Origin of the sequence: Selenomonas sp. oral taxon 478 (assembly GCF_001189555.1) — a bacterium.
Lineage (GTDB): Bacteria > Bacillota > Negativicutes > Selenomonadales > Selenomonadaceae > Centipeda > Centipeda felix.
This window is the reverse complement of sequence record NZ_CP012071.1, coordinates 218,088-241,883: the sequence shown is the minus strand read 5'-3', so window position 1 is coordinate 241,883 and position 23,796 is coordinate 218,088. Positions and strand designations below refer to the sequence as shown.

Here is a 23,796-nt window from a genome sequence, read left to right as displayed (position 1 = left end):
GTTTGTTCACTGCTCTGCCGATGTGACGCGTGAGGAGAGCACGACCATGAATATGGCGAGGGCTGCGATGCCCACGGCGAGTCCAATATAGCCGTTTTCGGTCAGTCCGTCGGTGATGTAGCCGATGAGGGAGCAGGAAGCGACGACAGCAACGTAGGGCAGCTGGGTCGATACGTGGTCGAGATGGTGACACTGTGCCCCTGCCGAGGCGAGGATGGTGGTGTCGGAGATGGGTGAGGCGTGGTCGCCGCAGACCGCGCCCGAGAGGATAGCGGCGACAGAGACGACGAGAATGTCGGGCGCCGTCTGTCCGAGGACGGCGATGGCGATTGGGATGAGGATGCCGAATGTGCCCCAGCTCGTGCCCGTCGCGAAGGCAAGCCCTGCTGCAACGAGGAAGAAGAGCGGCGGCAGGAACATGACAACGCCCGCATTGGCGGTGACAATCGTGCCGACGAAGCCGCCGAGGTTGAGGTACTCCTTGCTGCAGATCCCCGAGAGCGTCCATGCAAGGCAGAGGATGAAGATGGCAGGGGTCATTGCCTTGAATCCCCAGCCGAAGCTGTCGCAGAACACGTTGAACGAGACGACGCGGCGCGGCAGGTAGAGCAGCCCCGTAAAGACGAAGGCGATGAACGACCCAAGCACGAGAGATTTTGACGAGTCGCAGTCGGCGAACGACTGTGCAATGCTCTTGCCTTCGTGAATGCCGCCCGTATACAGCATCCCGTAAATGCAGGCGGCGATGAGGACAAGCAGGGGGAGCACGAGATCGATCATTTTGCCGCGTCCTTCGCTCGCTGCACTTGCCGATGCCTCCGCCGTGTCCTGATACTCCTTCGGAATCTCGAACTCCACATTGGACTTCTCGACACTTCTGCGCATCGCTCCGAAGTCACGCCCCGTCCATATAATGTAGAGCATGAAGAGAATTGTCAGCCATGCGTATAGGTTGAATGGGATCGTCTGCAAAAAGAGCATAAAGCCGTCGATGGGCGAGTCCTCCGGCAGGGAGGAGCCGACAGCCGCAGCCCAGCTTGAGACGGGAGCGATGATGCAGATCGGCGCTGCCGTAGCATCGATGATGTAGGCGAGTTTTGTCCGCGCAATCTGAAACTTGTCCGTAACGGGGCGCATGACCGTGCCGACGGTGAGGCAGTTGAAATAGTCATCGATGAAGATGACGATGCCGAGGAGCACCGTGACGAGCGACGCGCTTCGCTTGCCGTGAATCGCCCGTGTCGCCCATTCGCCGTAAGCATTCATCGCGCCGGAGCGTGTGATGGCGGCAACGAGAATGCCGAGGATGACGAGAAAGACAAGAATGTTGACGTTGCCGCCCACCTTGTCTGCCATGACCTGAAACATCGTGAGCGTCGCCTGCAGAAAATTCCCTCCTGCAAAGAGCATTGCCCCCGAGAAGATACCGATGATGAGCGACATATAGACTTCTTTTGTCCAGAGTGCGAGGACGATGGTGATGATTGGCGGCAGAATCGACCATGCGGTTGCTGTCATGAGTTAGATACACTCCCTAAGATAGTATTTAAGAAAGTACGGATAAATTCAGCACCGCCGTCTCAACGCATCTTTTTGCCCGTATTTTGTCAGCAAATCCCGCATAGCTTTGGCTATGCGTCTGGTTTGCCGCCATAACCGGATGAAACAATCTGCACCAATCTGACAGACTTTATTTTATCAGCGACTCCCTTACGAAATTGCTTACCATTATAGCAAAAAATCAGGATTTGGCAAAAGGTTCGGATGAAAAATTACGGCGTTAAATTATTGTGCCAGGAGCACATGCATAAAAAATATATTTTGCCAAGGCAGGAAAAATATATTTATGCGGCGAATTAGTCGTCTTAGAGAGAATTTAGAAGACCATGACGAAAGCTACTGTTAATGGCAGTGGATACGGTTGCTTTTGCGTGCGGTTATGGCAGGGGATGGTTGTTCTGCATTGAAACGGCCGAGCGCAGGGAAAGGAGAGAATATTTTGCAGGAACAAGGGCAAAAGAAGGGAAGGGGTATCGGCTTTCAGCTGAACGCGATCACGCTCGTCGGGATTGTCGTGATGGTGACGATTCTCGTCTCGTTCGTCGGCTATCGCGCGTATGATGAACTCCTCACCGTGGGGACGCAGGCGAAGTACAACGAGCTGGGGGACAAGATCCGCCCGGTCTTCAACCGCTATGCCTCGATCAAACAGTCGGGGGAGGGGCTGCGTCAGCGCATCTACACGATGATGCAGGCACCGCCGGAGGCACGCAGCCGTGAGGCACTGAACAAAAACCTTGCGGATCTGATTCAGTCCAACAGTAACCTTGTGGGCGTGGGGGTGGTCTTTGAACCGAATGCCTTTGACGGCAACGACGCCGCACATACGAGCGACCCGCTCTCGGACAGCACAGGACGCATGATTTCCTACGTGAGCCGTGAGGGCAGCAGCGTAGAGTTCGAGCCGAGCACGGGCTATGAGACGGCTGATTGGTATACGGAGCCAAAGCGTACGTCCAAGCTCACGCTGACGAATCCGTACTATGAGGAGGTCGGCGGCAAGAAGACTCTCGTGGTGTCGCTCGCCATCCCTCTGATTGTAGATGGGCATTTTGTCGGTGCAATCTCACTTGACTTTGACATGGAGCAGATCCAGAAGGATTTCGAGAAGGCGAGTACGCCGGACAACATCTACCTCCTGATCGATAATGCGGGACGTCTCGTGGCGCATGGGACGAGTCCCGACTCCATCATGAAGGACGCGTTCCAGCTGATGGGATCGACGGAGCAGGATAAGAAGGAGATCTTCACAGACGGTCCATACAGCCTGATGAATGTGTCGCCGACGACAGGCAAGGAGTCGGTCTACGTCTTCTACGCGCTCCACTATGACGGAATTGATACACCGTGGGCGATCTTCTCCATTACGGATAAGGATAAATTCGTTGGTACGGCGCGCGAGATGGTGATCTTCTCCGTTGTGCTTGCCGTGATCTGTACGGTGGTGCTCGTCATCGCCCTCGCAATGTTCATTCAGCGGCGCTTGATCGTTCCCATTGGGGATGTGACGGGGATTTTGACGCGTTTTTCCGATCTCGATCTGGATCACGAGAAGGGAAAGCATGCCGCGATCTATCTGGATCGTGCCGATGAGATCGGCGCGATGATTCGCTCACTCGGGCGCATGGCGAATAGCCTGCGCGAGATCATCGGCAAGATCAACGGTGTCTCGCAGTCTGTTGCGGCAACGAGTGAGGAGCTGACGGCGACGGCGCAGAACACGGCGCACTCGGCGGAGACGGTGCGCAAGGGCATCCACGACATCGCCGAGAGTGCACGCGTGCAGGTTGCGGACACGCAGGATGCGGTCGATCATACAGACGAGATTCTCCACCTGCTCGATGACAACCGCAAGGTCATGACGGAGATGAACGAGGCGACGGCGAATATCCAAAAGCGCCAGACCGAGGGCGCGGAGATCCTCGCCGACCTCATGAAGAAGTCCGCCGAGACTGCCAATGCCACACAGGAGGTCTCGCGTGTGGTCGAGGAGACGAATGAGCGTGCGGAGCGTATCGAAGAGGCGAGCGCGATGATCCAGTCCATCTCCGAGCAGACGAACCTCCTTGCGCTCAACGCTGCCATCGAGGCGGCGCGTGCGGGCGAGGCGGGACGCGGATTCGCGGTCGTCGCCGAGGAGATCCGCAAGCTCGCGGAGCAGTCGCGCGGCTTTACGGATGAGATCAACGGCATCATCGGCGAGCTCAAGACGAAGTCGCAGCAGGCGGTCGATACAATGGAGGTCTCCAAGAAGCTGGTCGAGGAGAGCAATGTCAACCTCGAGCGTACGCAGCGCCGCTTTGAGATGATTGCCGAGGCGGTCGAAGGCGCGAACAGCGTTGTTGCGAAGCTGAACGAATCCTCCGAGAAGCTGACGGAGAAGAACAAGGCGATTGCCGCCGTCAGCAATAAGCTGATGGATATGGCAAAGGAGAACGATGCGACGACGAATGAATCGGAAGCCGCCGTCGACACGCAGACACAGGCACTCGCGGACATCGCTGAGGCGAGCGAGAGCCTTGCCCAGATCGCGACCGATCTGCAGAATGAGGTTGAGCGCTTCCGCCTCTGATCGTTATTTTGTACTTCTATCTGCATATTGACATTGAAAATCCCTGCCGCAGGAATGCGGCAGGGATTTTGCATACGTAGGGGCTTATCGCAGCAGGAAGAACAGCGCGGGATAGACGAGGAAGAAGAAGGCAATGCTTGTCGTGAGAAATCCAGAGATGGTAAAGTCCACGTTGAGATGATAGAGTTTTGCCGCTGTGACAGAGTTGATCGCACCCGGCGTGACGGAGAAGACGAGGATTGCCCCGAGGAGGACGGGATCGTGGACGAAGGGATAGCTGATCGCGAACATAAAGGCGGGCATGACGAGAAAGCGCAGGATGAAGAGGTCGAGGGTGTAGGGCGCGTAGCGACGTGTGCGATGCAGGTTGATGAGCGCACCGACGGGCAGCATACCGAACCATGCACCGAAGTGAATCAGTCCCTCGAATGCCGTGCCCACAGCGGGCGGACGCGCAATGCCTGCCGCGTTGAGAAGGAGCCCTGCCGCCATGCCGAGGATGCTGAGTTGATTCCACGAGAGGAGGATATCGCGCACGCGTAGGCTGACCTTGCCCGTGTCGCCGTGATTTTCATGCTGGAGACAGTAGAACTGCGCCATCGGAAAGACGGCGAGGACGAGTAGGATCGTCTGAAAGATGCCCATGATCTGCGCGTAGCCGAAACCCTGCTCGCCGTAGATGATGTAGGCACAGACTCCGCCGAGGGTGGTGATGTTCGACATCATGGCGTTGCAGAGAAAGGCACCGCGGTCAAGCGGGTTGTGGTATTTGCGGATGAAAAACGCCCATCCGACAACCCCCGGAACGAGGACGATGAGGATTCCGTAGACCGGGATGAGGGCGAGGTCCCACGAGATCGGCAGCGTCCAACAGCTCATGAGGGCAAGGACGGTGTAGATGATGATGACGTTCAGGCGCAGGATACGGCTGATGAGTGCGTCGGAGATCTTCCCGTGCCGATAGAGGAGATAGCCGACGATGAGCGGCGCGAGGAGGTCGGTGAAGAGATAGATGATGCGGAAATCAGAACTGTCCATGGGAAAACCTCTTTCTATTGTGATGGCTTGTTATGGTGGTGTTTGTGCAGGCACCTTCTCTCCAGAAAGTGCATTTCACTTATCGAAACAGGAAGAAGGTAATGGGGAAGAGAATGCAGAGGTAGAGAACGGTGGTGACGAGAAAGACGGCGATGGTGTAGTCGACGTTCAGATGGTAGAGACGGGCGGTGAGGGTGGCGTTGATCGCGGCGGGCACGCCCGCGAAGAGAACGAGGGAGTTCTGGATGATGGGGTCGTTGATGATGAGGCGTGCCACGGTAAAGGTGGCGGCGGGGACGAGCAGAAAGCGCAGGAGGATCATGTCGAGGGTCAGATAGATGAAGTGGCGCGCCCGTCGGAAGTTGATGAGTGAGCCGATTGGGAGCATTGCAATCCATGCGGAGACGTGGATGAGGTAGGAGAATGCCTCTGCGAGGACGGGCGGGCGCACGACACCGCCCGCATTGAGGGCGAGCCCCGCCGCCATCCCGAGGATGCTGAGCTGATTCCACGAGATGAGGAGCCCCAGAAAGCCGCGTGCGTCAAGGCGGGCGCGGCGCCCGTGGCTCTTGTGCAGGAGATAGTAGTACTGGGCGATGGGGAAGGCAAGCAGGACGAGCACGAGGTTCTGACAGGCGCTGCCGATCTGTGCATAGGCAAAGCCGCGCTCTCCGTAGATGATATAAGCGCAGATGCCGCCGAGCGTGCCGATGTTCGAGAGCAGCGCGGAGATGAGATGTGTACCGCGGTCGATGGAGCTGTGGAACCGCCGTCCGAGGAAACGCCAACTGATAAATCCCGGAAAGAGGATGATAAACGCAAAGAAAAAGGGCAGGACGAGCACGTCCTTGGTCAGCGGCAGAGCCCAGAAACTGAAGAGTGAGAGCAGCGTAAAAAACGCGACGATATTGATGCGGATGAGGCGATTGAGCATCCCGTCGGAGAGCAGTCGGCGCTGGTAGAGAACGTAGCCGACGATGAGCGGCAGGATCAGATCGGTGACGAGCAAGATCAGCCGTGGCATAACTTCGTCCATGCGGACACCAGACTTTCATGAAGCAAATGATAACATTCTGTGATATTTTTATCCTAGCACAAGAGGTCATTGATGTAAACTTAAGGAAGCACTGATAAATTCGGTACAACCATCTTGACGCATCTTTTTTGCCCGCACTTCGGCGGAAAATCCTCCACAGAGCACCACTCTGCGTCCGGTTTTCCACCTCGTTCGGACGAAAAAATCTACGCCAATCTGGCAGACCTCATTTTATCAGTGATTCCTTAGTTGCTCTTGTAAAACGTTCTCAAAATTTTGGGAAGTAAACAGGAAATGCGAAAAAAACGGCGAAATACTACTATATATGATTTTTTCATGCCTCTTCGGCACAGTTTATGTGGCTGCCGAGAGGGGAGCGGGGGGCGCGTGGGCACCCCATGAGGAGGGGACGTTTATGGCAGTAACAGACAAGGGCTTTGGCGCATACGATGTGCGTGGCGTCTATCCAGACGAGGTGAATGAAGAACTGGCGTATCGTGTCGGACGCAGCTTCCCGACGTTGTTTCAGGCGAAGTCGGTTGCCATTGGGCATGATATACGACTGTCGGGACCTTCACTGCGCGATGCACTCGCGAAGGGGCTGACGGAGGCGGGCTGCAGCGTCGTTGACATCGGCCAGTGCGGCACGGAGATGATCTACTTCACGACGGCGCATCTGGGCCTCGACGGCGGCATTATGATTACGGCGAGCCATAACCCGAAGCAGTACAACGGGATGAAGTTCGTCCGCGCGGAGTCGCGCCCCATCTCAAGCGATACGGGGCTCAAGGACATCGCAGCGATGGCGGTCGGCGGCACCTATCCCGACCCCGCACCCGCGGCAGGACATATCGAGAAGAAGGATATATTGGATGAATATGTCAAGCATATCCTCTCCTATGTCGATGTGAGCAAACTGAAGCCCTATAAGATCGTCGTCAACACGGGCAATGGAGCGGCGGGCCCCATCATCAATGCCATGGAGAAGTTCCTGCCGTTCGAGCTGGTCAAGGTCTACAATGAGCCAGACGGCAACTTTCCAAACGGCGTGCCGAACCCCATCCTGCAGGAGAACCGTGAGGCGACGGCGAAGGTCGTGCGTGAGACGGGGGCGGACTTCGGTGTGGCGTGGGACGGCGACTTTGACCGCTGTTTCCTCTTTGATGAAAAGGGCGGCTTCATCGAGGGATACTACATGGTCGGCTTCCTCGCTGAGGCATTTTTGAAAAAGAACAAGGGTGCGAGCATCATCTACGATCCGCGTCTGACATGGAATACGCTTGAAATCGCGGAGCAGCTGGGCGGCAAGGCAGTCATGTGCAAGAGCGGTCACGCATTCATCAAGGACAAGATGCGCGAGGTCAATGCAATTTACGGCGGCGAGATGAGTGCACACCACTACTTCCGTGAGTTCTCCTACTGCGACAGCGGACAGATTCCGTGGCTGCTCGTTGCAGAGCTGATGAGTGCGGCGGGCGGCAAGACGCTGTCGGCGCTTATGCAGGCACGCATGGATCGCTATCCGACCTCGGGGGAGATCAACAGCAAGGTTGCCGATGCCAAGGCGGTCATGGATCGCATCGAGGCAAAGTACGGTGCGGGCGGCACGGTGACGAAGGTGGATGGTCTTTCGATCGAGTTCCCGCAGTGGCGGTTCAACCTGCGCATGTCAAACACAGAGCCTGTGATCCGTCTCAATGTTGAGACGCGCCAGGACAAAGCCCTGCTGAAGGAGAAGACGGATGAACTGCTCGCGGAGATCCGCGCGTAAAGAAAGGGGCTTTTGGGATGAGTCTTGTACTGAAGTCGGGGTTTACGTTTGACTATGACAACCTCTACGGCGAGGGGAAAGTGACGGATGCCGATCTTGCCTTCTATGCAGAAGATCTGAAGAAGGCACATGCCGCAATGAAGGTCATGCGCGAGACGGGCTTTATCCGCGCACATCTCTCGAAGGATGGGGAGCCGGAGAAGGTGCTGTTCTCGCAGACGCCATACATCAAGGAAGGCAATATCAACTCGCCTGCCTCCCTTGCACGGCTGAAAGAGCTTGGAAAGCACGCACAGGAGAATACGGATGTCGTGATTTCCCTTGGCATCGGCGGCTCGTACCTCGGGAACAAGGTGCTGTTTGATGTACACTGCGGCGAGCTCTGGAATTCGCTCTCGAATGAGCAGCGCAGCAACTATCCGCGTATCTACTTCAGCGGCAACAACATCGATCCGCGCCGCACAGGCGACATCATCAATCACATGAAGGATGTCGCGCAGATCAAGAAAACACATGGCGGACAGCCGCTGCGCATCATGCTCCTCGTCATCTCGAAGTCGGGCGGCACGCTCGATACGATGTCGAACTTCATGGTGATGTATGATGCCTTCACGAAGGCGGACAACATCGAGGTCGAGGTGGTCGCGGTCACCGATCCGAATGAGGAGAAGCCAACTCTGCTGAAGAAGCTCGCCATTGAGAAGGGGTGGAAGCAGTTCGCCGTGCCGGATGGCGTAGGCGGACGATTCACTGTCTTTACCGAGGTCGGGCTGACGCTTGCTGCGTGCATTGGCTTTGATATCGAGAGTTTCCTTGCGGGTGCACGCGATATGGACAAGGCGTGTCAGAATGACGATCTCTGGCAGAATCCCGCGATGCTCAATGCGGCACTGAAGTTTGCCGCATCCGAAAAGCACGGCCGCGATATCGAGGTCATGATGCCGTACGGCGACTATCTGAAGTCCGTCTCCGAGTGGTACATTCAGCTGCTTGCCGAATCGCTCGGCAAGCAGTTCAACAAGGAGGGCAAGGAAGTCTGCTACGGTCGTACCCCTGTCGTTGCAGTCGGCACGACGGATATGCACGCGCAGACGCAGCAGCATCAGGAGGGCAAGCTCAACAAGGTGGTGCAGTTCATCCGCATCGACAAGTGGGCAGACGATCTTGTCATTCCGAACGTGTTCCCCGAGGTCAAGAAGCTCGCGGATGTGGCGGGCGTGACGATGGGGGCGGCCCTTGAGGTGGCGCGCCAGTCAAACGCGGATGCACTTGCGTCGAACAAGCGCTACAGTGCCGTGTTTGCGCTGCCGGAGCTGACGCCGTATCACCTCGGCGAGCTGCTCTACATGCTTGCGATGTCCATTGCCTACGAGGGTGAGTTGGCGGATGTCGACGCATTCGATCAGCCGGGTGTCGAGGCGTATAAGCGCATCATGGGACCGAAGCTGCAGGAGCTGAAGAAAAAGGGCTAAGCGGCGATGAAAAACGTTTAAGTGTGCGGCGTGGGAACCGCACGTCTGAGCGTGTGGATATGTTTTTGGGGGGGACTGCAGCAGCAGTCCCTCTTTGCTTATCGGAGGTATGCGTGCTCGAACGCTGGAAAGACTATCTCAGTGCGCGGTATCGGCGTCAGCAGGCGGCGGTCGGCGCGGGACTGCTCCTGCTCCTTTCCCTCGGAGCCATGCTCCATGAGGAACCTCCGCCACTTCCTGTGCCGCCCACGGTCAGCCGTTCTGATGTGTCCGTGACAGAGGTGCAGGGGCTTTCTGCTGCGGCAGAGGGCAGAGCTCTGCACAACCCGTTTACCATGGCGCATGCAGCGGAGGGGGAGACGGGTACTATGCCAATCGCGCCAACGCCGCACGAGGAAAAGCCGCCGGCGCAGCCCGCTCCTGCCGCTCTGCCGATGCCGCCGCAGGCGCAGCCCAAGGCAGAGACGCCGCTCGTACTGCGCGGTATTGTGACGGGGGCAGACGGCCGGAGGATCGCCATCCTCGCTAGAGGGAAGGACAGCGCGGCGCTTGCTGCGGGCGATACATGGCACGGCTATACCCTTGACGCACTAACCGAGCGAACGGCGACACTGCGCACGGCGCATGGCGTCATTACGCTTACGAGGGAGTAAATAGGATGAAGCGATGGATCATCAGGACTGCGTTCTTTGGACTGCTGCTCTTTGCTGCACCGGTTTCTGCTGCATCCGTGACCGTTGATGTGACGGGCGGCGATGTGCGGTCTGTCCTCCTCGCGGCGGCGCGCATGGGGAATCTGCCGCTTATCGTCGATGACAGCGTGACGGGGACGGTAACGGCGCATCTCACAGGAGAGGCGGAGGAGGTGCTGCACCTCATTGCTGCCGCTCGCGGGATCCACCTTGAACGGCATGGGGAGGTGTGGCTGGCCGTCGGCACAGAGGTGCGCGATGCACAGCGGAGCGTTCATACCTATGTCGTCCGCTATGCCGATCCCGAGGAACTCGCCCATGCGGCAAATTTATCCCTCACGGGTGAAGGAAAACGCGCAATTGTGTCGAAAAGTAATAAAGATACAAGCGAAAATGAGGACTCGGATTCCAATGTGCCGCAGCGCGTCCTTGTGGATACGGCGACGAATACGCTTCTCTTTTACGGTACGGAGTCGGAGGCTCGTGCCGTACGTGAGATTGTTTCTGCACTCGACACGGCCCCGCGTCAGGTATCGCTTGAGGCGCGCGTTGTTGCCGTCTCCAAGCGGGCGGCAAAGGAACTCGGCATCGACTGGTCATGGTCGCCTCTGCCGCAGTACCCGGACGTCTCACGCGATGCGTCAGGCAGCTGGCACGTCAGCGGACGCGATGCGGGGATGGACGGCGCGAGTGCTCCTGGGATCATACGCTTTGGGCGCGGACCTGAGGGCATGCCGTATGAGTTCTACTACACGGCAGCGATCCGCGCACTCGTCTCGGAGGGCAAGGCAAAGATGCTTGCCCGTCCGAACGTGACGACCGTGCAGGGGCGTGAAGCACTGATCAATATCGGTGCGGAGGTGCCCGTGCCGGTTGTGACGACATCGAATAATGTCACGACGACCGGCATCGAGTACCGCGAGGCAGGGATCATCCTGCGCTATACGCCGCGCGTCACGGCAGATGGCAACATCGTCGCGCGTGTGCACACGGAGGTCAGTACGCCCGTTTTCGTTGACGATCTGAAAGCGTACCGTTTCCAAAAGCGGAGTGCGGACACCACGGTCCGCCTGAAAAACGGCGAGACGATGGTAATCGGCGGGCTCATTGACAGCGATGAGTCGCGTACGCTTGCAAAGATTCCGTTTCTCGGCGACCTGCCACTCTTGGGGGCATTCTTCCGCACGGTGCGGACGAGCAGAAACGAGACGGAACTGATGATTTTTCTCACAGCACATGTGTTGGACGAGTGATGAAATACGACAGAAAGAGGAGATCAAGGGTGGCAATCAGAATACTCTTAGCAGACGACCACGCGCTCTTGCGGCAGGGGATCAAGCGCGTACTGAATTTTGAAGACGATCTCGAGGTCGTCGGCGAAGCAGAGGACGGGCAGGAAGCACTGGCTCGCACGCTCATGCTTAAACCCGACATCCTCCTGCTCGATATCAATATGCCGGGGCTGACGGGGCTGGACGTGACGAAGCAGCTGAAGCAGGCGCGCTCACGTGTGAAGATCATCGCGCTCACGATCCATGACAGCGATAACTATGTGCTCGAAATGCTGAAGAACGGGGCACTCGGCTACCTGCTCAAGGATGTCGAACCGAATGTGCTCATCAAGGCAATCCACATGGTCAACGAGGGCAACCCCTTCGTCTATCCGAAGCTCGCCGAGCGCCTCTTTGGCACGCCTGCGATCTCGGGCGACGTTGGGCGCATGGCGAAGGAAATCTGGGACGAGAGCCGCGGGGAACGCCTCACTCCGCGCGAGATGGACGTGCTCGGCTGCATCGCAAAGGGGCTGTCGAATCAGGACATTGGCAAGGCGCTGGGGCTCTCCGAAAAGACGGTCAAGAACCATCTCACCAGCGTCTTTCACAAGTTGAAGGTGAATGACCGCACGCAGGCACTCGTCTACGTACTGAAGAATAAAATCGTTTCGTTGGAGTAAAGGAAACGGCACGCACGCACAGGAGCAGCGTGCCGTTTTTTGCCTGTTCGATGGAGAGTAAGGAACTATGTATATCAGACTCAGTGCGCGGAGAACCAAGGCATATTATCAGGAGATCATGGCACAGGCGATGGCAGAAACAGATCAGCTGCGGAGGATGTCTCCTGACGTTGCCATGTATGAGGTGATTTATGCGCAGCTGATGGATCTAAAAGAACAGGTGATTGACCGCGGCATGGTGATTCCCAGATCTGTTCTCTACAAACGATATTCCTTGGGCACAATCGCCGTAAAAAATTTCGACGAGGAACATGATCCATACGCGCAGAAACTCTGCGATTGCTATGGCGGGGCCATAGACTATCATAAGATGCCGTAATAAATGAGAAGAATTATCATTGATGCTAACCTAATCATCTGATATACTTTTCATAAAGAGGTGATGCTATGTCAGATGTTTTTGAGGGACTCATGATCCCCTTTCTCGGGACGGCACTCGGTGCCGGCTGTGTCTTCTTTCTGAAGGATACACTCAACCGCAGTGTGCAGCGCGGGCTGACGGGCTTTGCCGCAGGCGTCATGGTGGCGGCATCGGTCTGGAGCCTCCTCATCCCTGCGATGGAGGGCTCTGCCGATCTCGGGCAGTTCGCTTTTGTTCCTGCCGTCGTTGGTTTCTGGGCGGGGACGCTCTTTCTCCTCATACTCGATCACATTATCCCGCATCTGCATATGAATGCGCAGCAGGCGGAAGGACCGCACAGCCGCCTTTCGCGGACGACGATGCTTGTCCTCGCCGTGACCCTGCACAACATCCCCGAGGGAATGGCGGTCGGCGCAATCTACGCGGGCTGGCTGAGCGGCAGCGAGGGTATTACGCTTGGTGCCGCGCTCGCGCTCTCGCTCGGCATTGCCATCCAGAACTTTCCCGAGGGCGCGATCATCTCGATGCCGCTGCGTGCAGCGGGGATGGGAAAGTGGCGTGCCTTTGCGGGCGGCGTCCTCTCGGGGGCGGTCGAGCCGATCGGCGGCGTGCTGACAGTACTTGCAACGGCACTCATCGTGCCCGTTCTGCCCTATGCGCTTTCCTTTGCGGCGGGCGCGATGATCTACGTCGTGGTGGAGGAACTGATTCCGGAGATGAGCGAGGGAGAGCACTCGAACATCGGCGTGCTCTCGTTTGCGGTGGGCTTTACGCTCATGATGATGCTCGATGTCGCGCTCGGATAAATACGCATAGAAAAAGAGCCGACAGGGTGGTCGGCTCTTTTTCCTGGAAAGGGATGCTCGCAGGTTGGGAATACCTGCGGCTTGAGAAATGGGATGTAAGGATTTTGCCTTACAATAGGAACGCAGGGAAACGTTCCCATAGAGGGATGATCAACGGGGGGGAAAGATGTCGGGGAGGACGTTTCGTATTCCCCGTTGATACTTCGTATTTTATCATATTTTGTTTGAAAATTTTGTAACCCAAGTCACACAATAGAAAAAAATATACACTAATAATGTCGAATACGGGTTGTTTATTCTTGTATCAAGGTTCTTCTGAGTGATTTCGTGCTTTCCTAAAAAGTTTTAAGGAAGTTCCGGCATGAGGTGTTGCCACATTGATTTTTGGCAAGAAAGAACGTATAATAGCACAGAGAAGGATGCGCCTGGGAATTGGCGTATTCAGAAGGGGCGCCCTTTCGTTATGGTGATGAGGAGGAATTTTCATGCGTGATTATTTAAGAATCGCTCAGGTCATCGGTCGTGAGATCATCGATTCACGCGGCAATCCGACAGTAGAGGCGGAGGTCGTTCTCGAGGACGGCACGATTGGCCGTGGTGCTTCTCCCTCGGGTGCATCCACGGGCGAGTTCGAGGCACTGGAGCTGCGTGACGGTGACAAGTCGAAGTTCGGCGGCAAGGGCGTCTCAAAGGCGGTTAACAACGTCAACAAGAAGATCGCTCCTGCACTCCTCGGCCTTGAGGCGAGCGACATCTATGCCGTCGACCAGGCGATGTTCGATGTGGACGGCACGAAAGACAAGTCGAAACTCGGTGCAAACGCGATTCTTGCTGTTTCGATTGCAGCATCAGATGCGGCGGCAAAGTCCGAGGATATTCCACTCTACCGCTTCTTTGGCGGTCTGCAGGCGAACGTCCTGCCCGTTCCGATGATGAACATTCTGAACGGCGGTGCACATGCGACGAACTCCGTCGATACGCAGGAGTTCATGATTATGCCGGCAGGCGCACCGACGTTCCGCGAGGCACTGCGCTGGTCGACTGAGGTGTTCCATGCGCTGCAGGCACTCCTCAAGAAGGAAGGCAAGACGACGGCAGTCGGCGACGAGGGCGGCTTTGCGCCGGATCTCGATTCCGATGAGGACACGATCGAGCACATCCTGAAGGCGATTGAGAACGCCGGCTACAAGCCCGGACAGGATTTCGTCCTCGCGATGGATGCAGCTTCCTCTGAGTGGAAGGACAAGGAGAAGGGAAAGGGCTTCTATCATCAGCCAAAGTCCGGCAAGAAGTTCACATCCGATGATCTCATCAAGCATTGGGAGTCGCTCATCGCCCAGTTCCCGATCTACTCGATTGAGGACGGTCTCGACGAGGAGGACTGGGACGGCTGGAAGGCGATGACAAAGGCACTCGGGCACAAGGTCCAGCTCGTCGGTGACGATCTCTTCGTCACGAATACGGAGCGCCTGAAGAAGGGCATTGAGCTCGGTGCGGCGAACTCCATCCTCATCAAGCTGAACCAGATCGGCTCGGTCTCCGAGACGCTTGAGGCGATCAAGATGGCGCATAAGGCAGGCTATACGGCGGTTACGTCGCATCGTTCGGGCGAGACCGAGGACACGACGATCGCCGATCTCGCTGTTGCACTCAACACGGCACAGATCAAGACGGGTGCACCGTCCCGTTCCGAGCGCGTTGCGAAGTACAACCAGCTTCTGCGCATCGAGGAACAGCTCGGCGCATGTGCGGTCTATCCGGGCAAGCGCGCGTTCAACTTCACGAAGTAAGAAGATCCTTTGCGGATACAAAAATCCCCACCCTAGGGTGGGGGTTTTTGTATGCGGCTTACTGTCCCTAGAGTATCTGCACGATGTCCACGGCACTCTTGCGCTCCTTGTGGCGTGGGGAGGGGACACCCTTTTCCGTCGGATAGCCGACGGGAAAGAGCGCGATGAGGTTGTAGCCCTTCATGACGGGGAACAGCTCCTTGAGTTTCGGCGTATTGAACTTGCCAACCCATGTTGCGCGCAGGCCTTCGTTGTGGATGGCGAGCATGATATGCGTCGCGACGATGGCGGCGTCCACATCAGCAAAGTTCAGATCATCGTCGGGGCGCACCCACGCCTCGTCCGCCTTGCTGCCAATGACGAGAAAGACGCCGGCGCCAAAGGTGTAGCTCGTCGTCTCAGCGAGCTTTGCACGTGCGTCGGGGCTTTCGATGGCCCAGACCTTAAATGGCTGTTTGTTGACTGCCGTAGGAGCGAGACGTGCCGCCTCAAAAATGCGGTTCATGGATTCGTGCGGAATTTCCCTGTCGGAGAGCGCACGGCAGGAGAAGCGTTCGCGGATGAGTTCATTAAATTCCATGGTGATCCTCCTTTTTATCGATGATTTTATTATACCATAGTTGCGTCACAAATATGTTTTTGTTAATTTATTTTAGGAATCGCTGATAAAATGAAGTCTGCCAGATTGGCGTAGATTTTTTGTCCGAACAAGGTGGAAAACCGGACGCATAGCAAAGGCTATGTGGAGGATTTTCCGCCGAAGTGCGGGCGAAAAAGATGCGTCAAGATGGTAGTGCTGAATTTATCAGTGCTTCCTTTACTACTTACGGTGGCGTGACGGACTACGCATAGGAGTTGACGGCAGCGGGAATGTGTCATATAATAGAGACAGAAAAGGTGCTGCCGGTAGACGGTCAGCCCCAACCTAGATTTGAGTTAAGAAAACCCGCCTACGATTGGATGCCGGAGGCGGGCTTTCTTATGCCTTTAATGCAACGATGCAAATCGTCACCATGAATACTAACGCCAAAAAGTCGTATAGTTCCATAGGCTTCGCCCCCCTTCAGGGGCTAAGATTGACCGCCTACCGTCTTGGCAGCACCTAAATGCATTATATCATATATGACAGCCCTGCGCTGTCTTTTTTGTTGGAGAGGAGGGATATACTGGATTTACGTATCTATATCATGGGTTCATTCCGTCGCTCCTCTGCCCCAAACAGCTTTCAGCAGAAAATAAGATTGTTATGGTATAGTGCCAATCAAAGGAAGTGATCGGATGCGAAAGAAAATTCTCGCAGCATGCTCCGCCTTCGTGATCGGAGGCGGACTGCTGATCTCGCCGATGCGCGCGGAGGCGATTGACGCGTGGGGGATTGCGGCGCAGGCACTCGGCGTGCTCGGCGCGTACCACTCGGCACTCGGTGCGGTGCTCGCACTCGGCAACGATGTTCACGCGCAGCATGAGAGCGAGCTGCAGGATATAGAGGAAAACGGCCGTGCACGAAATGCAAGTGATATTGCGCTTGTCGATCGTGTGATGCAGCGGCTTGTGCGTGACGGAGACTATGTGCTCCGCGTGAACTCGCTTCCCTTTGTCTGGGCGGTGAACGACAGTCCCATCTTTAACGCGGCGTGCTATCCGACGGACTATGTGAGCATCAACCGCGGACTGATCCGTGGGCTGAACGGCAGCGAGGATGAGCTCGCTGCGGTGCTCGGGCATGAGATGACGCACGGCATCCGCCAGCATAGTGCACACAACTATGCGAAGGCGGCGGCGCAGTACTATGGGCTGAGTTTTCTCAACATGGATGCGGGGCTGATGGACTGGAACAAGCTCAATGCACTGGCGGGCTACTCTATTGCTAAAAATATCACGCTTCCCACAGAGTACGAGGCCGACGAGGGCGGCTTCCACATCATGACGAGTGCGGGCTTCAACCCCGGCGGCGGGGCGGCGGCGATGGCGCGCATGGGCTACTATCTGACGTATGTGACCCAGGATCTGCGCGAGTACCAGAACCCAAAGGACAAGGATCTCCCGCAGGACGATTTCTCCGATCATCCTGCGACAGAGCGGCGTGAGGCAAAGCTCGCGGAGATGCTTACGGCATACAGTGCGGGGCACGTGACGGTGGCGGATCGGCGGACGATCTGCATCGACGGGACGCCGCTTCTCACGGCGACGCAGACGGATGAGGACTACGACAACAGTCCCGAGAACGCCTATCTCGCTGCAGGCGCATTGGCCCGTGCCTTTCACGACTATGATACGGCGGCGGACTGGGGGCTCGGTCTGACACGCGGCGGCGGCGTATCGATGCGCGGCGACGCCCGGATCAATGCGGCACTCCTGCCCCTGGTGGAGAAAGCCAAGGCGGGGGCACAGCTCATCGCTCTCGTTGGGGATGCGTACGCCAGAGAGGCAGCGAGCGGTGCACGGGAGAGGCTGCGCAGTACGGAGCAGGCGCGTGCAGCAGAACGCGAGGCGGAGCGTGCGGCGGTTGAGGCCGCCGATGTGAAGGCGATAGATAAAATACGCGAGAACAGCGACGCCTACAGTGACTATGGCGACGGAACGCGTGCCCTCATGTTGATGGCGCGTGTCTTCGGTGCGGCGCACGACGACAAGCCCGCCCTCAGCTATGTCATTCGTGCGCGTGCCTATGCTGTGCTGGGCGACGCTGACCGCGCCCACGCCGATGCCGACCGCGGTGTCGCCGATGCCCCGACGGACGTTCTCACGTGGGTCAACCGTGCGGATGTACGGCGCATGCTCGGTGAGCGTGACGGCGCACTCGCCGACGCATTAAAGGCGATCGAGGTGGATGCAAAGAGCCCCTATGGGTATCTGATCGCCGCAGAGATCTACGATGAGATGGGCAACGGTGATGCGGCAGAGGACTACTACAAAAAACTCTATGCGGTCGAACCGAAGGCGGTCGCCCGCATCCCCGACAGCTATTTGGAAAAAATCGATGCGCGTGCCTACAAGGAACGCAAAAAGGAAGAGAAGAAGGCGAGGGAAGCAGAGGCGGAGCAGAAAAAGGAGAGTGGGATGTAGTAACAAGCGGCTGCTGTACGTATGATTTCTTCGTACAACAGCCGCTTTGACGTATCCTTATTCCTTTTTCCCCATGCGCCGCCAAATGGTGTAGCAGAGTGCGGCGACGATGACGACGACAACATCCACGATGCGGTAGGTGAACGCATAGCCGTACGTGACGGCGACGATGCCGAGCCCTGCGGCAGCAAGCCCGACGCTGATGTCAAGCGACCAGAAGTAGGTCGCAGTAGCGACACCGGCACGCGATGCGGGGACACTGCGCACGGCGAGCGTCTGCAGCGCAGGCGTGACCGCGCCGAACCCTGCGCCGAGGAGCAGGGCTGCACCGATCAGTCCCGTGAGCCCCGTGATGCTGCCGAGGAGCGCCATACCCACGGCAAAGAGAAGTACACCCGGGTAGACCGTATAGTCCGGCCCCATGCGGTCAAAGATGCGTCCGACAAAGGGACGCGTCACAAGAATCGCCCCCGCATAGCAGGCGTAGAAGAGACTCGTCTCTGCCGACAGCCCGAGACTGCGCGTATAGAGCGGGATAAAGGTGAGTACGCTGCCGTAGGCGAAGAAGAGAATCCCCGCGATAAGGGCGGGCGCGAGCGCGCGTCGCTCGATAAACGTCTGGACGGAGAGGCGGCGTCGTGCACCCTGCGGCAGAATGACGGCATCGGGCAGACGCATCGTGCTCATCACGATGGAGAGCGCGGCGAGTGCACTGAGTGCAGCGAAGAGCGCCGTGCTCGAAAAATGTTCCATGATGAGCAGGCCAACCATGGGGCCAACGACCATCGCGAGGTTGGTGGAGAGAGCAAAGTAGCCGATGCCCTCACCCTTGCGCGATGGCGGGAGGATCAGTGCCGCGAGTGCCGCCGCTGTCGTTGTCGCCACGGCAAAGATGACGCCGTGGAGGAGGCGCAGGCCGTAGAGCATGGAGATCGCCGAGGCGACGAGGAAGAGTGCCATAACGATGAAGAACAGGACACTGATGACGATCATGAGCCGCCGCTTGTTGACGGCGTCGATGAGAATGCCCGCACAGGGACGAGCAGCGACCGTTCCGATCTGGAAGAAGGTCATGGCGAGACCTGCCTCGACGTCGCCGCCTCCGTACTCCTGCATCATGACAATGGGAAGTGCCGCGATCATCGCGTATTGGGTCAGATAGATGAGGAAGCTGACGAGGCTCATGCCCAGAAATTCGCGCGTCCAGAGTGCTTCCTTTACTGCCGGTTCGTTCATGCCATCATCCTCTTTATCCGTGAGATACTATATCTATTGTAATCCTACAGTGCAATACCATATCTGTCCAGAAACGCAGCTTGCTTTTTTCTATTTCTATGATAGAATGGCGTGAGTTTTGGACGGTGCAGCGAAATGGGGAGCATCATGGGGGATACAAGGAAAAAAGAAATTGGGATGCGCGAGGTGCACGCGGCACGTGCCTTCTTCTTCATCGGAGGCTTTGGCACAGCAACGTGGGCGCCGCTCGTCCCGCTCCTGCGCGAGCGGCTGATGGTGGGGGACGATGTGCTCGGGATGCTGCTGCTCTGCATCGGTGTCGGCTCGCTCCTGACGATGCCGCTCTCGGGCGCACTCGCCATGCGGCTCGGATGCCGCCGCGTCGTCATGACGGCCTCGATCCTCTTTGCGGCAATTCTTCTGCTCGTCTCATGCGTGGACGCACTTTCGCTTGCCGTGCCGATCGTGCTTATCTTCGGCGCGGTGATGGGCTGTATTGACGTCGTGGTCAACATCGTCGCCGTACTGGTAGAAAAGGGCATCGGACGGCGCATCATGAGCGGAATGCACGCCTTCTGGAGCCTCGGCGGCTTTGTCGGTGCGGGACTTTACGGCGTATGGGTCGGGCTGCTCGGTCTTACGCCATTTCAGTCGACGGCGATTGCGGCGGGGCTCATCCTTCTCCTGACGGCAGTGTTCGGACGCCATTTGATTCCCTATGGCGGGGGAGGCGGCGCACTGCTCGCACTGCCGCGCGACATCATCGTCTTTGTCGGCATGACGGCGTTCATCGCCTTCCTCAGCGAGGGAGCGGTGATGGACTGGGGCGGCGTCTACCTGACCACGGTACGCGGCATGGATCTTGCGCTTGCTGGCACGGGTTATTCCGTCTTCTCTGCCGCGATGCTTACGATGCGCTTTCTCGGTGACCGTGTCGTCCAGCGCATCGGTGCGCTTCCCGTTGCCGTCGGGGGGGCACTGCTCGCGTTTGGCGGGATTCTGCTCGTCATGTTTGCCCCCGCAGATGCGCTGCTCTATGTTGGCTTCTTTGCCATCGGCATCGGGAGCGCGAACATCGTGCCCGTCTTCTTCTCCCTGATGGGGCGACAGAATGTCATGCCGGTCAGTGCGGCGGTCTCCGCCGTCAGCACCATGGGATACCTCGGCATTCTCGCTGGACCTGCCGCCATCGGATTCGTCTCCTCGATCACAACACTGCAGACGGCCTTTGCCATGCTCGCCCTGCTCAGCATCCTGCAGGCAGCGATTGGGTTCTATGTATTCAAACGCATCAAATAAATGGATACAAAAAAACGCCATTTCGTATGGAATGGCGTTTTTTCTATCCTTACTGTGCCAGCGCGTTGACCTTTTTGGCAAGGCGTGACTTCTTGCGTGCTGCAGCGTTCTTGTGGTAGACGTTGTTTGCAGCAGCCTGGTCGATGGACTTGTATGCTGCGACGAGGAGGGTTTTCGCCTCATCTGCGTTGCCGGCAGCAACAGCATCGTTGACGCTGCGGATGGCACGGCGGACGCGCGTCTTTTCCGCAACATTGCGTGCATGGCGCTTGGCGTCAGATTTTACACTCAGAATGGATGCCTTAATGTTTGGCAAATTGTTCACCTCCTCAATGAAAAATGTACTGCGTCATTCTATCATACGGACGGATAAAATGCAATATTTTTTTCGGGACGCTATAGGGAGGTTTGTCTTGAGCGCTGTATTCAATTTATTATTGTTTCTGCGCTTGCCATTCCGACAACCATATATTATAATCATGCTACGATAAATGATATAGAGAGGGCGAAACGTCACGCATTTTCAAAAATTTTTTTGAAAATTGAAAGAAAAAGGCAGGAAATTTCTTTTCGTGTATCGAATACCTATCCTATGAAACAATAAGCATGGGGAGAGAATACGAAAAGAAATGCGTGGAAAAGAAGCTGAAATGCGTTTCAAATCGGCAGAAACATGGCGTGTCGAACAAGTGCACCGTAGACTTTGTCGATCAGCCATTGCATACATGGTGGGGATACCGCCCGGTATCCGTGAGGGGAGAATGTCCTATGAGAAAGATTGAATGCTTGGCAATGATTCTGGCAGGCGGGCAAGGCAGCCGCCTCGGCGCACTGACGAAGCGCGTCGCAAAGCCCGCCGTTCCGTTTGGCGGGAAGTACCGCATTATTGATTTTCCACTGAGCAACTGCGTGAATTCCGGCATTGAACGCGTCGGCGTGCTGACGCAGTACCGTCCGCTTGAGCTGAACCAGTACCTCGGCTCGGGCAGCGCATGGGACCTCGACAAGCGCGACGGAGGGCTCTTCGTCCTGCCGCCGTATGCACGCGAGAAGGGTGCGGACTGGTATCGCGGTACGGCGGATGCCATCTATCAGAACCTTAACTTCATTGATATGTCGGATCCCGACTACGTGCTCATCCTCTCGGGCGATCACATCTATACAATGGACTATGCGTGGATGCTCGAGCAGCACAAGAAGACGAAGGCCGAGGCAACCATCGGTGTCTTTGAGGTACCGTGGGATGAGGCGCCGCGCTTCGGTATCATGAACACGGACGAGACCGGGCGCATTATCGAGTTCGAGGAAAAGCCCGCGAAACCGAAGAGCAATCTTGCGTCGATGGGCATCTATATCTTCAACCGTGACTATTTGGAGAAATATCTCACGGCGGATGCGAAGAGCGAGACATCCAGCCACGACTTTGGCAAGGACATCATTCCAAAGATGCTGACGGATGGCGGACGCCTGTATTCGTACGCATTCAACGGCTACTGGAAGGATGTCGGTACGATTGAGAGCCTCTGGCAGGCGAACATGGATCTCCTGCAGGACGAGCCTCCGTTTGAGCTGTCGGGCAAGTGGCGCATCTACTCGTTCAATCCGTCGATGCCGCCCCAGTTCGTCGGCAAGGAAGCACGGATCGTGCGCTCGATGATCAGTGAGGGCTCGATGATCCTCGGAACCGTCGAGAACTCTGTGATCTTCCCGGGTGTACGCGTTGCCAAGGGGGCCGTGGTACGCAACTCCGTTCTCCTGCCCTCGGCGCGCGTCGGTGCGGATGCTGTGGTGGACTACGCCATCCTGGCACAGAACGTCACGGTCGACGCAGGTGCACAGGTCGCTGGTGAGCAGTCACAGATCACCGTGATCCCCGAGGGGGAGACGGTGACAGCTGCCGAGAGTGAACAACAGGTCGGCTGAACTGCGGGGAATGGAAAGGTGAAACGATGAATACTATCATGGGATTGATCAATCTGCAGGAGGACGGCTCGCTGATTCGTGAGCTTGCCGACCGCCGTGCGGTGGAATCCATTCCCTTTGCCGGACGATATCGCCTGATTGACTTTGCCCTGTCGAGCATGGTCAATTCCGGCATACACAAGGTGGGCGTGATGCTCCCCGATGAGCCGCGCTCTGTCCTCGATCATCTGCGTTCCGGCAAGGATTGGGATCTGGCACGCCGCCACGATGGGCTCTTCTACCTTCCTGCAGTGCCTGATGATACGCAGCAGCGCAAGGGCGATCTCAAGAATTTCTATCATAACCTCGACTTTATCGAGCATGCTTCGGCAGACTATATTCTGCTCGCAAACGGCAGTTTCGTCTACAATGTGGACTTTGACAAGGTGCTGCGCTTCCATCAGAATACGGGCGCGGACATCACGCTCGTCTCGCATACGACTGAGGATGAGAACACGGGCAGCAATGTGGTCCTTGAGACAGCGGAGAACGGGCTGATTCTCGATATTACTGAAAAGCCTGTCGCCTACGAGGGGATGAAGGTCTCCATGGGTGTCTACCTGATGGAGAAGGCTGTCTTTGTCGAGTGCGTCCGCTATGCCTACGAGCACGGCGGGCAGAGGTTCCTGCTCGACGGCATCATCCGCCGCGCTGCGAACTACACGATGTTTGCCTACGCGCACGACGGCTATATGGCGCATGTGGATTCGATGTCCACATACTACCGCGCAAACATGGAGATTCTCGATCCGTCGGTCTGGGAGGAGCTCTTCATGGGCGAGCGTCCGATCTATACGAAGATCAAGGACGGCGTCCCCGTCCAGTACAAGGACACGGCGAAGGTGGAGAACTCTCTCATCGCAAACGGCTGCATCATACGCGGCGAGGTGGAGAACAGCATCCTGTTTCGCGGTGTGACCGTCGGGCGCGGGGTGAAGATCCGCAACTCGATCATCATGCAGAAATGCGACATCCAGAATGGCGCGCTCGTCGAGAACGTCATCTGCGATAAGAATGTCGTCATCACAGCGGACAAGTGGTTGAAGGGAGCCATGGAATACCCGCTCGTGATACGCAAAAATGCGACGATATAGACGTATAGGACTTGTCAGAAGCCGCTT

At 56.9% G+C, this 23,796-nt stretch carries 19 protein-coding genes; 13 read left to right on the top strand and 6 right to left on the bottom strand.

Annotation, left to right across the window (positions count from 1 at the left end; translation table 11 throughout):
• Positions 1 to 6 precede the first annotated feature (6 nt).
• The gene (locus tag ADJ74_RS01160) at positions 7 to 1,518 is read right to left on the bottom strand and encodes a Na+/H+ antiporter NhaC family protein (protein ID WP_050341267.1); all 1,512 of its coding nucleotides are present in this window, start codon (positions 1,516 to 1,518) and stop codon (positions 7 to 9) included.
• A 421-nt stretch (positions 1,519 to 1,939) separates the two neighbouring features.
• On the opposite strand from ADJ74_RS01160, the gene ADJ74_RS01155 reads away from it, so the two are divergent.
• Positions 1,940 to 4,132, top strand: coding sequence for a methyl-accepting chemotaxis protein (locus tag ADJ74_RS01155; RefSeq protein WP_050344149.1), 2,193 nt, complete (start codon positions 1,940 to 1,942; stop codon positions 4,130 to 4,132).
• 84 nt (positions 4,133 to 4,216) lie between these two features.
• On the opposite strand, the gene ADJ74_RS01150 is transcribed toward ADJ74_RS01155, so the two are convergent.
• Both ADJ74_RS01150 and ADJ74_RS01145 read right to left on the bottom strand, forming a co-directional pair.
• Positions 4,217 to 5,170, bottom strand: coding sequence for an AEC family transporter (locus ADJ74_RS01150; RefSeq protein ID WP_050341265.1), 954 nt, complete (start codon positions 5,168 to 5,170; stop codon positions 4,217 to 4,219).
• A 79-nt stretch (positions 5,171 to 5,249) separates the two neighbouring features.
• Complete coding sequence (locus tag ADJ74_RS01145; protein WP_050341262.1) at positions 5,250 to 6,206, bottom strand: AEC family transporter; 957 nt, start codon at positions 6,204 to 6,206, stop codon at positions 5,250 to 5,252.
• 415 nt (positions 6,207 to 6,621) lie between these two features.
• On the opposite strand from ADJ74_RS01145, the gene ADJ74_RS01140 reads away from it, so the two are divergent.
• The 8 genes from ADJ74_RS01140 (at position 6,622) to eno (ending at position 15,112) form a co-directional block, all read left to right on the top strand.
• Entirely contained in the window at positions 6,622 to 7,977 is a 1,356-nt protein-coding gene (locus ADJ74_RS01140; RefSeq protein ID WP_050341260.1) for a phosphomannomutase/phosphoglucomutase, read from the top strand.
• Positions 7,978 to 7,994: 17 nt separating this feature from the next.
• Positions 7,995 to 9,449, top strand: coding sequence for a glucose-6-phosphate isomerase (locus ADJ74_RS01135; protein WP_050341258.1), 1,455 nt, complete (start codon positions 7,995 to 7,997; stop codon positions 9,447 to 9,449).
• 113 nt (positions 9,450 to 9,562) lie between these two features.
• A complete protein-coding gene (locus tag ADJ74_RS01130; protein WP_050341255.1) occupies positions 9,563 to 10,102 on the top strand; it encodes a hypothetical protein in 540 nt (179 codons plus the stop codon).
• A gap of 5 nt (positions 10,103 to 10,107) precedes the next feature.
• On the top strand, positions 10,108 to 11,394 hold the full coding sequence (locus tag ADJ74_RS01125) for a type II secretion system protein GspD (RefSeq protein WP_050341253.1): 1,287 nt from the start codon (positions 10,108 to 10,110) through the stop codon (positions 11,392 to 11,394).
• Between the two features lie 29 nt (positions 11,395 to 11,423).
• A complete protein-coding gene (locus ADJ74_RS01120) occupies positions 11,424 to 12,095 on the top strand; it encodes a response regulator transcription factor (protein WP_039981432.1) in 672 nt (223 codons plus the stop codon).
• 67 nt (positions 12,096 to 12,162) lie between these two features.
• Positions 12,163 to 12,474, top strand: a complete 312-nt coding sequence (locus ADJ74_RS01115; protein WP_006691009.1) for an immunity protein Tsi6 family protein — start codon at positions 12,163 to 12,165, stop codon at positions 12,472 to 12,474.
• Positions 12,475 to 12,542: 68 nt separating this feature from the next.
• On the top strand, positions 12,543 to 13,322 hold the full coding sequence (locus tag ADJ74_RS01110) for a ZIP family metal transporter (RefSeq protein WP_050341251.1): 780 nt from the start codon (positions 12,543 to 12,545) through the stop codon (positions 13,320 to 13,322).
• A gap of 485 nt (positions 13,323 to 13,807) precedes the next feature.
• Complete coding sequence (eno, locus tag ADJ74_RS01105) at positions 13,808 to 15,112, top strand: phosphopyruvate hydratase (protein WP_050341249.1); 1,305 nt, start codon at positions 13,808 to 13,810, stop codon at positions 15,110 to 15,112.
• A 67-nt stretch (positions 15,113 to 15,179) separates the two neighbouring features.
• On the opposite strand, the gene ADJ74_RS01100 is transcribed toward eno, so the two are convergent.
• Positions 15,180 to 15,692: a nitroreductase family protein gene (locus ADJ74_RS01100; protein ID WP_050341245.1), complete on the bottom strand. Its 513-nt coding sequence runs from the start codon at positions 15,690 to 15,692 to the stop codon at positions 15,180 to 15,182.
• A 698-nt stretch (positions 15,693 to 16,390) separates the two neighbouring features.
• On the opposite strand from ADJ74_RS01100, the gene ADJ74_RS01095 reads away from it, so the two are divergent.
• Complete coding sequence (locus tag ADJ74_RS01095; RefSeq protein WP_050341243.1) at positions 16,391 to 18,178, top strand: M48 family metallopeptidase; 1,788 nt, start codon at positions 16,391 to 16,393, stop codon at positions 18,176 to 18,178.
• A gap of 57 nt (positions 18,179 to 18,235) precedes the next feature.
• Here the strand turns inward: ADJ74_RS01095 and ADJ74_RS01090 are convergent, their stop codons facing one another.
• A complete protein-coding gene (locus ADJ74_RS01090) occupies positions 18,236 to 19,414 on the bottom strand; it encodes an MFS transporter (RefSeq protein WP_050341241.1) in 1,179 nt (392 codons plus the stop codon).
• A 135-nt stretch (positions 19,415 to 19,549) separates the two neighbouring features.
• Here ADJ74_RS01090 and ADJ74_RS01085 point away from each other — a divergent pair, with 135 nt between their 5' ends.
• Positions 19,550 to 20,713: an MFS transporter gene (locus tag ADJ74_RS01085; protein ID WP_172664496.1), complete on the top strand. Its 1,164-nt coding sequence runs from the start codon at positions 19,550 to 19,552 to the stop codon at positions 20,711 to 20,713.
• Between the two features lie 49 nt (positions 20,714 to 20,762).
• Here the strand turns inward: ADJ74_RS01085 and rpsT are convergent, their stop codons facing one another.
• Positions 20,763 to 21,029 (bottom strand): 30S ribosomal protein S20, encoded by a 267-nt coding sequence (rpsT, locus tag ADJ74_RS01080; protein ID WP_040572641.1) that lies wholly within the window; start codon positions 21,027 to 21,029, stop codon positions 20,763 to 20,765.
• A gap of 452 nt (positions 21,030 to 21,481) precedes the next feature.
• Between rpsT and ADJ74_RS01075 the strand changes: the two genes are divergently transcribed.
• Positions 21,482 to 22,636, top strand: a complete 1,155-nt coding sequence (locus ADJ74_RS01075; protein ID WP_050341236.1) for a glucose-1-phosphate adenylyltransferase — start codon at positions 21,482 to 21,484, stop codon at positions 22,634 to 22,636.
• A gap of 26 nt (positions 22,637 to 22,662) precedes the next feature.
• Entirely contained in the window at positions 22,663 to 23,769 is a 1,107-nt protein-coding gene (gene glgD, locus ADJ74_RS01070; RefSeq protein WP_050341234.1) for a glucose-1-phosphate adenylyltransferase subunit GlgD, read from the top strand.
• Positions 23,770 to 23,796 lie beyond the last annotated feature (27 nt).